Genomic DNA, 13107 nt, shown 5'->3' with positions numbered 1-13107 from the left:
CAAAAAAGTTTTTTTGTATAAATTATTTATTTATTAATTTTAAAAAATTAATAAAAATTGCATTTTAAGTTAAATTTATTTAATTTGCACTATAACTTTACCCACATTTAATAATGACGAACATTACAAGATTATTTGATTTTCCTTATTATCAACTAGAACAGAACAATTTACCAGATGCGTTGGTTACAAAATATAACGGAAAATGGGTTAAAACGTCTACCCAAGAGTATTTAGATAGAGCAAATGCCGTTTCAAGAGCACTTATTGCCATGGGGGTGCAAAAAGATGATAAAATAGCTATTATTTCATCTAATAACAGGACAGAATGGAATATTATGGACATAGGTGTATTACAAATTGGAGCTCAAACAGTTCCCATTTATCCTACCATTTCTGAACAAGATTATGAATATATTCTAAATCATTCTGAATCTAAATATTGCTTCGTATCTGATAAAGAAGTTTTAAGAAAATTAAATTCAATTAAAGCTAATCTATCTAACTTGGTTGCCGTTTTTACATTTGATGAAATTTCAGGCGAAAAAAACTGGGCTGATTTGTTAACTATCGGAAAAGATACCCGTACTCAAAATTTTGTTGAAGAACGTAAAAATAATGTAAAACCAAGTGACTTAGCAACCATTATTTATACTTCTGGTACTACGGGTAAACCTAAAGGTGTGATGTTATCCCATAATAACATTGTATCTAATGTTTTGAATAGTTCTGATAGAATTCCATTAGTAGCAGGTCAAGCAAAAGCTATGAGCTTTCTTCCTATCTGTCATATTTTTGAAAGAGTTATCTTGTACATTTATCAATATTATTCTATTTCAATTTATTTTGCCGAATCTATTGATAAAATTTCAGATAATTTCAAAGAAGTTCAGCCCGATGTTTTTACTGTTGTGCCTCGACTATTAGAAAAAGTGTACGATAAGATTTATGCAAAAGGAACTGAATTAACGGGTATTAAAAAGAAAATTTTCTTTTGGGCAGTAGAATTAGGTTTAAAATATGAACCATACGGTAAAAACGGCTGGTGGTATGAATTTCAATTAAAAATTGCTCGTAAATTGATATTCAGTAAATGGCAAGAAGGCTTAGGAGGAAATGTAAAATTAATGGTTTCTGGAAGTGCGGCACTACAAACTCGATTAACTCGCGTGTTTTCAGCTGCAGGAATGCCAGTAATGGAAGGTTACGGTCTTACCGAAACATCGCCTGTTATAAGTGTAAATGATATGCGTAATGGATTATTTCGAATTGGGACTGTAGGAAAACCTATAAAAAATGTAGAAGTAAAAATAGGAGAAGATGGTGAAATCCTTTTCAAAGGGCCTAACTTAATGATGGGATATTACAAAGATCAAGCACAAACGGATGAAGTAATAAAAGGAGGATATTTCCATACAGGAGATATTGGAGAATTTGATAAAGATGGTTTTTTACGTATAACAGATCGTAAAAAAGAAATGTTTAAAACTTCAGGAGGAAAGTACGTAGCTCCTCAAATTTTAGAAAACACATTCAAACAATCTCGATTCATAGAACAAATAATGGTTATAGGAGAAGGGCAAAAAATGCCAGGAGCTATTATCCAGCCAGCTTTTGAGTTTATAAGAGAATGGGCTCATATTCATCACATAAACATTGGATCTACAAACGAAGAACTTATTCAAAATACAGAAGTAATTAAACGTATTTATCAAGAAATAAATCATTTTAATGCTAAATTCGGAAACTGGGAACAAGTTAAAAAATTCGAACTTACACCAGATGTATGGTCAATAGATGGAGGACAACTCACACCCACTTTAAAACTAAAACGTAAGGTTGTTTTGGAAAAATATAAGGAACTTTATGCAAAAATTTATCAATAGAATTTGTAATACATTTTTTTAATAAAAAATGGGGACTATCTATTAAGATGTTTCTTTTAGATAGTCCTTTTTTTAGGCTCTTTTGTTGGATAATAGTTTTTTGTTCCTAAAAATATAGATTTAAAAAACTAGTTTAAAAACTGTATAATTTCTTTTATTACCTCGTCATTTCCCAATATTTTTCTGTGTCCTAATTCTTTAGTTTCAATAAAAGTTCCGTTGGGCAATTCATTATAAATAGTTTTTCCACAAACAAGAGGAACTTCATAATCCTCTTGGTCGTGTATTACCAAAGTAGGAATAGCAACTTGTTTAGCCGCACCAGCTGCGTCATAATTATGTATAGGCTCACCAAAATTAGTTTCAAATTGTTGTTTCATAAGCTCAGCAATCTCTGGCTTTAAATTCAATTGTTTAACAAAAGAATATAAAATATCAATAATTTTATCCGCAGCTCCAATAGTAACCATTTTTTTTACTTGTAGTCCTCTTTTAACAGAATTAAGTAAAGACATACCTCCCAACGAATGACCAATAGCATAATCAAATGGTCCAAATTGCTTCTCTAATTCAAAATTACAAGCTATAAAATCGGTTATTAAAGTAGTACTAGATTTTGATTTTCCATGCCCTGGGGCATCATAGCTAATTGTAGCATATCCCATTTTTAATAATTCGTCAGCAATCTTAAAAAGTTGAGTACCTCTTCCAGACCAACCATGAACCAGTAAAACTTTTTTTGGACTATCACCATAGTGATAAACTTCTATTGATTTGTTAATTTTAGGAACAAAAAGAGATTTTCTTTGTGATTTTTCAATCATCTGCCATTCTCTTTTTGGAGTTTTGTGCTTTGTAGGTGTTGTAAATAGTCGAATACAAAATTGAGTAGTCAATTTTCTAGAAAAAAAGGCTAATCCTTTTGCCGTATAAATAATTATTTTAGGTACGGTAATACCATTTTGTTTTTTCTTTTTCAAAATAGAATCGTTTTTAGAGCTAAATTAATACAAATAAATTAATCATAGTATAGGTGTTTAAAATAATAGCTATTCAATTTTCACATGATTTATTTAGGAATAAAAAAGAAATTTTATAGATAAATTTCTACTGATTATCTAAGAATGCCTTTTTAAAAAATTGTAATTTTACTTTTTTTAAAAAAATAGTATAATGAAAAAAACAATCGTATTTGGATTTAGTATTTTATGTCTGATAATGTCATGTGCTAGAAATCCTTTTACAGGAAAAAACACAATGGCATTAGTTCCTGATAGTCAGATTTTTCCAACTGCTTTTCAGCAATACAATCAGTTTTTGTCTGAAAATAAAGTAATAAAAGGAACTACTGACGCAAAGCGTGTTGAAAATGTTGGGATGAAAATAAAAACAGCCGCGGAGAGATGGTTAAATGCAAATGGAAATTCAACCTATTTAAAAAATTATGCTTGGGAATATCATTTAGTAGATAGTAAAGAAGTAAACGCTTGGTGTATGCCTGGAGGAAAAATAGTAGTTTATACAGGTATTTTGCCTATCACGAAAGATGAAGCCGGAATGGCAGCAGTTATGGGGCATGAAGTGGCACACGCACTTGCTAATCATGGACAACAACGTATGAGTGCAGGTTTATTACAACAAGCAGGAGCTATAGGAGTAGCCATTGCTACGAGTAGTAAATCACAACAACAACAAGCTGAGTTTATGCAATATTACGGATTAGCATCTCAAGTAGGAGGAATGCTCCCTTTTAGTAGAGCACATGAATCAGAAGCAGATCAAATAGGACTGTTACTTATGGCTATTGCAGGTTATAATCCTGAAAATGCAGTATATGTTTGGGAGCGTATGTCAGCTAAAGCAGGAGGACAAGCACCGCCTGAATTTATGAGTACACACCCTAGTAACGAAACTCGTATTACGAATCTAAAACAATGGATTCCTAATGTAAAAATAGAAGCCGCTAAATTTGGTGTTGTATTTAAATAAAAAAGACTACTTTAGAAGCCCCGTAAGGGGCTTTTATTTTTTAATTTAAATCAAAAAAAAATGCAACCACTTCAAAAAGGAGATAAAAAGTTGTTAAATGCTTGGGCTTTTTATGATTGGGCAAATTCAGTATATAGTTTAGTTATAACTTCTGCTATCTTTCCTATTTATTACAGTGCTATTTTTAAGATTAGAGGAAATCATTTTGTTGCTATTTTTGGATATCATTTCAAAGATACCGCTGTCATTTCTTTTTTAACAGCAATAGCTTTTGTTGTAGTAGCCCTCATTTCACCCATATTATCAGGAATAGCAGATTATGTTGGAAATAAAAAGGCATTTCTTCGATTCTTTTGTTATATGGGAGGAGTTGCTTGTATGGCATTATATTGGTTTACTTCAAGTAATTTATTGTTAAGTTTTACAATATATCTTTTAGGGCTAATTGGCTTCTGGGGAAGCTTAGTGTTTTATAATTCCTATTTACCAGATATAGCTTACCCTGAACAGCAAGATGCCGTAAGTGCACGTGGATTTTCTATGGGATATTTAGGGAGTACTCTTTTGCTATTAGTTAATTTGGGGATGGTAATGAGTGCTGATTCTAATGGAGAAGCAATTGAAATGATGCGCTATTCTTTTGTAATGACAGGTATTTGGTGGATCGCTTTTAGTCATATTACCTATTATTATCTCCCCAAAGGAGTTAGTACAGGTCATAGAGTAACAAGAGCTGTAATTTTAGATGGTTTCCGAGAATTACAATTAGTTTGGAAAGAATTAAAAAAAAATCTAGCATTAAAACGGTATTTAGCTAGTTATTTTGTTTTTATTATGGCTGTTCAAACAGTAATGTTGGTAGCTACCTATTTTGGTGCTGAGGAAATAACTTGGAAAACAGACAGCCAAAAAACATCAGGATTAATAGTAAGTATTTTATTAATTCAATTAGTAGCAATTATAGGAGCTTATTTGACATCTAGAGCTTCTCGTAAGTTAGGGAATATCAAAGTGTTGATTTTCTTAAACGCATGCTGGGCTATTTTATGTATAGTCGCTTTTTATGTAAAAACACCCGTTCAATTTTATGGAACAGCAGGTTTTGTAGGACTGGTAATGGGGGGAATTCAATCATTAGCTCGTTCTACTTATTCAAAATTTTTACCAGAAACTACAGATACTGCTTCTTATTTTAGTTTTTATGATGTAACAGAAAAAATAGGTATTGTCATAGGAATGTCTATTTACGGTATTATTGATCAAATTACAGGAACCATGAGGAATTCAGTTTTATTTTTGGCTGTATTCTTTATAATAGGTCTTCTACTGCTTTTAAGAGTTCCCAAGGATAAATACTTAAATTATTAAAAGAAATGGCATAGAACTTGAAAGTCTAACCCGGTTTATAAAACCTGATATGTATTTAGGGCTTTGTAAATCAATGTTTTTTACACTGTTTATTATGATAAAGACTAAACAGATGAAATTTTTTTAATGTCAAAATGGCTTAGTTTACAATATGTCACAACAAAAAATCATTACACTAGACAATATGTCACTTCAAGAAATAGATCATGAAGCAGAATTAATTCCTCTTTTAACACCTGAAGATGAAGAAGAAATGAATAAAGAAAGTCTTCCAGAAGATTTGCCTATTTTGCCCTTGCGTAATACGGTGCTTTTTCCAGGAGTAGTAATTCCTATTACTGCGGGTAGAGATAAATCAATAAAATTATTGAATGATGCAAATGGTTTGAATAAAATTATAGGGGTAGTTTCTCAAAAAAATGAAGAAGACGAAGATCCTACGGAAGATCAAATCAATAAAGTAGGTACAGTAGCCCGCATTTTAAAAATTTTAAAAATGCCAGATGGAAATGTTACCGTTATTTTACAGGGTAAAAAACGCTTTGAAATAGATACTGTAACTACAACAGAACCTTATATAAGAGCTACGATAAAAGAAGTCCCCGAAATTCGTCCATTCCAAACAGATAATGAGTTAAATGCAATTATAGATTCGATCCGAGAGCTAGCAATTCAAATAATCAAGGAAAGCCCGAATATTCCTACAGAAGCTACTTTTGCTATCAAAAATATTGAAAGTGATCCTTTCTTGGTAAGTTTTGTCTCTTCTAATATGAATCTAACAGCAGAAGAAAAACAAAAACTATTAGAAATACATGATCTAAAAGAACGTGCCTTAGAAACATTAAAGCACATGAATGTTGAACTTCAAAAATTAGAATTGAAGAATGATATTCAATCAAAAGTTCGTTTTGATTTAGATCAGCAACAGCGCGAATATTTCTTGCAACAACAGATGAAAACCATACAAGAAGAACTAGGGGGGAATTCTGCAGAGCAAGAGATAGAAGAAATGCGCAAAAAAGCCAAAGTTAAAAAATGGGAAGAAAAAGTAGGAGAGCATTTTGAAAAAGAATTGCAAAAGTTACAAAGAACCAATCCGAACTCACCAGATTTTAGTATTCAGCGTAATTATTTAGAACTTTTCCTAGAATTACCTTGGAATGAATATACCAAAGATGATTTTGACTTAAAAAGGGCACAAACTATATTAGATCGTGATCATTATGGTATGGAAGAAATTAAAAAACGTATCATAGAACACCTAGCGGTTTTAAAATTACGAAATGATATGAAATCTCCGATATTGTGTTTTACAGGACCTCCAGGAGTAGGGAAAACGTCTATTGGACGCTCTATTGCAGAAGCTTTAGGCCGTGAGTATGTACGTATGTCTTTAGGTGGCTTGCGTGATGAAGCCGAAATTAGAGGGCATAGAAAAACATACATAGGAGCAATGCCTGGACGTATTTTGCAAAATTTAAAAAAAGTAAAATCATCAAACCCTGTTTTCATTTTAGATGAAATTGATAAATTATCAAATAGTCATAATGGCGATCCTTCATCAGCTTTGTTAGAAGCATTAGATCCTGAGCAAAACAAAGAATTTTATGATAATTTTCTAGAAATGGGATTTGATTTGTCTAAAATCATGTTTATTGCTACCTCTAATAATATTTCAGCCGTACAACCCGCTCTTAGAGATCGTATGGAAATTATAACCATGACAGGGTATACCGTTGAAGAAAAAATTGAAATTGCAAAACAACATTTAGTTCCAAAACAAATAAAAGACCACGGATTGAATCCTAAACAATTTTCTATTGGTAAAAAACAAATAGAAAAAATTGTAGAAGGCTACACGCGTGAATCAGGGGTGCGTGGTTTAGAAAAAAAGATCGCACAGATGATTCGTAATGCAGCAAAATCTATAGCGATGGAAGAGGAGTACAATGTAAAAGCTACCGATGAAGATGTTATAAAAGTATTAGGCGCTCCTCGTATGGAACGTGATAAGTATGAAAATAATGAAACCGCAGGAGTTGTTACAGGTTTAGCATGGACTAGTGTGGGAGGAGATATTTTATTTATCGAATCAATTATTTCAGCAGGTAAAGGAGGACTCACTTTTACAGGAAATATAGGAACTGTAATGAAAGAATCCATTACAATTGCCATGGAATATGTAAAAGCTAATACAAGTAGTCTAGGTATAGATGCCGAAATTTTTACTAAATACAATATTCATGTACATATTCCAGAAGGAGCTACTCCTAAAGACGGACCAAGTGCAGGTATAGCCATGTTAACTTCTTTGGTTTCCTTATTAACACAAAAAAGAGTTAAAAAACAATTGGCAATGACAGGCGAAATAACTTTAAGAGGGAAGGTATTGCCAGTAGGAGGTATAAAAGAAAAAATATTAGCCGCTAAGCGAGCTAAAATCAAAGAAATTATCCTATGCGTAGAAAACAAACGAGATATAGATGAAATTAACTCTGATTATTTAGAAGGATTAACCTTTCATTATGTGAGTGAAATGAGCGAAGTACTCGAAATAGCAATTACAAAAGAAAAGGTAAAAAATCCAAAAACATTATAAGATAAAAAACGGCTACATTAAAATAGCCGTTTTTTTATGAAAAAATAATATCTTCGCCCTGCGTTATAAATATTTTAATTAACGCAAATTTTGATGCGACTTAAATTCCTATTCTTAGCTTATATCTTTTCCTCTTCTATCTATTCACAAATAGGAGGGAATGGTGTATATCGTTTTTTAAATTTGACTACATCGCCTAGACAAGTAGCTTTAGGAGGAAAAGCAATTACAATATACGATAATGATGTAAATCAGCCTATCTTGAATCCAGCCTCTATTAATCAAGAAATGGATGGAAAATTAGCGGTTAATTATGGTAGCTATTTAGGAGATATAAGTTATGGAACAGCATCTTATGCCTTGATCTATGATAGACACGTTCAAACAATTCATGGAGGAATATCTTATATTAACTATGGTAAATTTGATGGAAGAGATGAGTTAGGTACTCAAACAGGTAATTTCACTGCTAACGAATTAGCCATGTCTTTAGGCTATGCATATAATATTCCTAGAAGCGATTGGTACTTAGGAGTAAATGCGAAACTAATTGCTTCTTCTTTAGAAAATTATCAATCATTTGGAATAGCTACTGATATTGGAGTTACTTATTTAGACGAGCAGAAATCTGTAAACTACGCCTTATTGATTAAGAATTTTGGAACTCAGATAACAACCTATAACGGAATACAAGAAAACTTACCGTTTGAAGTAATGTTAGGAGTTTCTCAAAAATTAGAACATTTACCAATACGTTGGCATCTAACATTGGATAATCTACAAAAATGGCAACTAGCATTTTCTAATCCTGCAAGAAGCGAACAAACTTTAGACGGAACAGTAAAAGAAGAAGAAATAGGTTTTTTAGGAAATGCCATACGCCATGTAATCTTAGGTGCTGAAATTTTACCAGATAAAGGAATTAATTTTAGAATAAGTTATAATTTTAGAAGAGCAGCTGAACTTAAAATACTAGAACAACGCACTTTTTCTGGGTTCTCAGCAGGAATAGGGATTCGTTTTTCTAAATTTCGTTTTGATTATTCTTACGCAAGGTATACTTTAGCGTCCAATACTTCTATGTTTGGATTAACTATAAATCTTTAAAAATTGAAAAAAATTACAATTGCAATTGATGGATTTTCCTCTACAGGGAAAAGTACTTTAGCGAAACAAGTAGCAAAAGAATTAGGATATGTGTATGTAGACACAGGAGCTATGTATCGAGCTGTTACTTATTTTGCTATGCAACAGAATTTAATTGATGAGTTAGAATTTAATGTTAAGCATTTAATAGAACTTTTACCAACGTTAAATTTAACTTTTCAGTTTAATCCAAGTCTTGGGTTTGCAGAAATGCACTTAGATGGAATTAATATAGAAAAAGAAATACGCACATTAGAGGTCTCTAACTATGTGAGTAAAATTGCAGAAATATCAGAAGTTCGGACTCTGTTAGTAAATCAACAAAAACAAATGGGGATCGATAAAGGGGTCGTAATGGATGGTCGTGATATAGGAACTGTTGTTTTTCCAGATGCAGAAGTTAAATTATTTATGACTTCCAGAGCAGATGTTCGTGCGCAACGTCGTTTTGACGAACTGACTGAAAAAGGACAGTTGGTTTCGTATGATCGGGTGTTGGAAAATGTATTGCAACGAGATCATATTGATACCACACGTAAAGATTCGCCACTAGTTAAAGCAAATGATGCTATAGAAATTGATAATTCAGAATTAACACGGGAAGAACAATTTGAATGGGTTATGAATATTATTAAAGAGAAAATATAAAAAAAGCGGATATTTTTTTATAGAATCGTTATAAAGTACTGATTTTTTCATAGATTTACTCGCTTTTTAGAATATAATAACCAAATCAAAACGTATGAATATAAAAATTAGACTAACCCTAATGAGCTTTTTACAGTTTTTTGTGTGGGGAGCTTGGTTAATTACAGTTGGGAATTACTGGTTTGGAACCAAACAATGGAGCGGAGCGGAGTTTGGAGCCATTTTTTCAACACTTGGAATATCTTCTATTATTATGCCAGCTATTACAGGAATTGTGGCTGATAAATGGATGAATGCTGAAAGATTATACGGAATACTTCATATATTAGGAGGATTGTGTGTAGCTTATCTCCCACAAGTAGATAATCCAACCACTTTTTATTGGGTTATTTTTGCTGCAATGATGTGTTATATGCCTACTATTTCCTTATCCAATTCTGTAGCATACACAATTTTAAAAGAAAATGATTTCGATGTAGTTAAGGTATTTCCTCCTATTCGTGTATGGGGTACTGTAGGGTTTATTTTAGCCATGTGGGCTACTAATTTAACAGGAAATAAAGCATCTGCTAACATGTTTTATATTTCAGCGTTAACAGCCTTGGTTTTGGGCGTGTATTCATTTACTCTACCAGCTTGTAAACCTCAAAACTTAATTGATGAAAATGCTACATTATCTAAAAAATTAGGTTTAGACTCGTTTAAATTATTTGGAACTTATAAAATGGCATTGTTTTTTGTTTTTTCTATGTTTTTAGGAGGAGCATTACAATTGACTAATATGTACGGAGATGTGTTTTTGTCAGAATTTGGAAATATGCCTCAATATGCAGATAGTTTAATAGTTAAAAACTCGACCCTAATAATGTCTATTTCTCAAATTTCAGAAACATTATTTATATTAGCCATTCCCTTTTTTCTAAAACGTTTTGGTATTAAGCAAGTAATGTTAATTTCTATGCTAGCATGGGTGTTGCGTTTTGGATTGTTTGCTTATGGAAATCCTGCAAGTGGATTATGGATGATTATTTTGTCATGTGTTGTATACGGAATGGCATTTGATTTCTTTAATATTTCAGGCTCTTTATTTGTAGAAACAACAACAGACTCCTCTATTCGTTCTTCTGCACAAGGATTGTTTATGATGATGACAAATGGTTTTGGATCATTCTTTGGAGGATTAATTAGTGGCAAAGTAATAGATGCTTATTTTACAATCAATGGTCAAAGAGATTGGCATAATATTTGGTTTTCTTTTGCTATATATGCGTTAATTATAGCAATTGCTTTTGCCTTTTTATTTAAGCACAAACATAATCCTAAAGATGTTGAGTCTTTCTCGCACTAAGAGGAAATAAATTATTTTAAAGCCGATTTTACTAAAAATCGGCTTTTTTTGTTTATAAAAAGAGAAAACTATTTGTTAGTTAATTAATTATGTGTAATTTTGCAGACCTTTTAGCGGTAGGTGTATCTAAAAGGATTTCAAGTAATTATATGTAAAACGCTTCTGTTTTTTACTGCTTAATGAAACACCGAAGAAACAGAATACAAATTTAAAAAATCAGATCATGTCTGAAATTACAAAAGAACAAGAACAATTTTTAGCAGATTTTAACTGGCATAACTATGCTGAAGGTATTGATGCAGTAGATGCTAAAAATTTACAAGAGTTTGAAGATTTAGTAGCAAAAACTTTCATTTCTACAGGTGCTGAAGAAGTTGTTGAAGGGGTTGTTGTTAGAATTACTGAAAGAGATGCAATTGTTGACATCAATGCAAAATCAGAAGGTGTTATATCTTTAAACGAGTTCCGTTATAATCCTAACTTAAAAGTAGGTGATAAAGTAGAAGTATTAATTGATATCCGTGAAGATAAATCAGGTCAGTTAGTATTATCTCACAAAAAAGCTAGAACAATCAAAGCATGGGATAGAGTTATCGCTGCTAACGAGTCTGGTGAAATCGTTAATGGTTTCGTAAAATGTAGAACTAAAGGTGGTATGATCGTTGACGTATTCGGAATCGAAGCATTCTTACCAGGTTCTCAAATTGATGTGAAACCTATCCGTGACTACGATCAGTATGTAAACAAAATGATGGAATTTAAAGTGGTTAAAATTAACCATGAATTCAAAAACGTTGTTGTTTCTCACAAAGCGCTTATCGAAGCTGATATTGAAGTTCAGAAAAAAGAAATCATTGGCCAATTAGAAAAAGGTCAAGTATTAGAAGGTGTGGTTAAAAACATTACTTCTTACGGTGTATTCATTGACTTAGGAGGTGTAGATGGATTAATCCACATTACTGACTTATCTTGGTCAAGAATCAATCACCCATCTGAAGTATTAGAATTAGACCAAAAATTAAACGTAGTAATCTTAGACTTTGATGATGAGAAAACACGTATCCAATTAGGTTTAAAACAATTAAACGCTCACCCTTGGGATGCTTTAGATGCTAACTTAGCAGTTGGGGATAAAGTAAAAGGAAAAGTAGTTGTTTTAGCTGATTACGGTGCTTTCATTGAAGTGGCTGAAGGTGTTGAAGGTTTAATCCACGTTTCTGAAATGTCTTGGTCTACACACTTACGTTCAGCTCAAGATTTCGTGAAAATTGGTGATGAAGTAGAGGCAGTTATCTTAACTTTAGATAGAGAAGAAAGAAAAATGTCTTTAGGTATCAAACAATTAACAAATGATCCTTGGACAGATATTACTGCTAAATATCCAGTGGCTTCTAAACATACAGGTACAGTAAGAAACTTTACTAACTTTGGTATTTTCGTAGAATTAGAAGAAGGTATTGATGGTTTAGTGTATATTTCTGACTTATCATGGACTAAGAAAATTAAACACCCATCTGAATTTGTTAACGTAGGTGACAAATTAGACGTGGTAGTATTAGAATTAGACGTTGATGCACGTAAATTATCTTTAGGTCACAAGCAAACTACTGCTAATCCATGGGATAAGCATGAAGATGCTTTTGCAGTAGGAACTGTACATAATGGTACGATCTCTGAAATGGTTGACAAAGGAGCAACTGTAGATTTCGGTGATGATGTTGTAGCATTTATCCCTACACGTCACTTAGAAAAAGAAGATGGTAAAAAATTGAAAAAAGGGGATACTGCTGACTTCAAAGTAATTGAGTTCAACAAAGAATTCAAAAGAGTAGTAGCGTCTCATACAGCTATCTTCCGCGAGGAAGAAGAAAAAGTAGTTAAAGAAGCAGAAGCTAAAACTACTTCTAATCAATCTGAGAAATCAACTTTAGGTGATATCGACGCTTTAGCTGAATTAAAAGCTAAAATGGAAAGAGGAGAAAAATAATCTTTCATTTCTTTATATAAAAAAACCCGCATTTGCGGGTTTTTTTTGTTGTAAGATTCTTTTGATAAGAGTCCTATGATTGCATTTTTTAAGCCAATAGGATGTGTTTTTTAGACACAATGCACAAATCCGT

Annotated in this window: 9 protein-coding genes; 8 read left to right on the top strand and 1 reads right to left on the bottom strand. The window is 32.1% G+C overall.

Annotated features, from left to right (window positions below; all coding sequences use genetic code 11):
• The first annotated feature begins 113 nt into the window (after positions 1–113).
• Complete coding sequence (locus tag HUE53_RS00500; protein WP_014164192.1) at positions 114–1886, top strand: AMP-dependent synthetase/ligase; 1773 nt, start codon at positions 114–116, stop codon at positions 1884–1886.
• A 128-nt stretch (positions 1887–2014) separates the two neighbouring features.
• Here HUE53_RS00500 and HUE53_RS00495 read toward each other — a convergent pair whose 3' ends face one another.
• Positions 2015–2866, bottom strand: a complete 852-nt coding sequence (locus HUE53_RS00495) for an alpha/beta fold hydrolase (protein WP_014164193.1) — start codon at positions 2864–2866, stop codon at positions 2015–2017.
• 193 nt (positions 2867–3059) lie between these two features.
• Here HUE53_RS00495 and HUE53_RS00490 point away from each other — a divergent pair, with 193 nt between their 5' ends.
• From HUE53_RS00490 to rpsA, 7 genes are all read left to right on the top strand, one after another.
• On the top strand, positions 3060–3875 hold the full coding sequence (locus HUE53_RS00490; RefSeq protein ID WP_041253138.1) for a M48 family metallopeptidase: 816 nt from the start codon (positions 3060–3062) through the stop codon (positions 3873–3875).
• Positions 3876–3935: 60 nt separating this feature from the next.
• Positions 3936–5243 (top strand): MFS transporter, encoded by a 1308-nt coding sequence (locus tag HUE53_RS00485; protein WP_014164195.1) that lies wholly within the window; start codon positions 3936–3938, stop codon positions 5241–5243.
• A gap of 151 nt (positions 5244–5394) precedes the next feature.
• Positions 5395–7845, top strand: coding sequence for an endopeptidase La (lon, locus tag HUE53_RS00480; protein WP_014164196.1), 2451 nt, complete (start codon positions 5395–5397; stop codon positions 7843–7845).
• A 93-nt stretch (positions 7846–7938) separates the two neighbouring features.
• Entirely contained in the window at positions 7939–8952 is a 1014-nt protein-coding gene (gene porQ, locus HUE53_RS00475; protein ID WP_014164197.1) for a type IX secretion system protein PorQ, read from the top strand.
• Positions 8953–8955: 3 nt separating this feature from the next.
• Positions 8956–9639, top strand: a complete 684-nt coding sequence (gene cmk / locus HUE53_RS00470) for a (d)CMP kinase (protein WP_014164198.1) — start codon at positions 8956–8958, stop codon at positions 9637–9639.
• Positions 9640–9733: 94 nt separating this feature from the next.
• Positions 9734–10987 carry a nucleoside permease gene (locus tag HUE53_RS00465; RefSeq protein WP_014164199.1) on the top strand — a complete coding sequence of 418 codons (1254 nt, stop codon included), beginning with the start codon at positions 9734–9736 and terminating at the stop codon, positions 10985–10987.
• 223 nt (positions 10988–11210) lie between these two features.
• Positions 11211–12974, top strand: a complete 1764-nt coding sequence (gene rpsA / locus HUE53_RS00460) for a 30S ribosomal protein S1 (protein WP_014164200.1) — start codon at positions 11211–11213, stop codon at positions 12972–12974.
• The last annotated feature ends 133 nt before the right edge of the window (positions 12975–13107 follow it).

This window comes from Flavobacterium columnare, assembly GCF_014844295.1.
Taxonomy (GTDB): domain Bacteria; phylum Bacteroidota; class Bacteroidia; order Flavobacteriales; family Flavobacteriaceae; genus Flavobacterium; species Flavobacterium columnare.
This window is presented reverse-complemented; position numbering and strand designations above follow the sequence as displayed.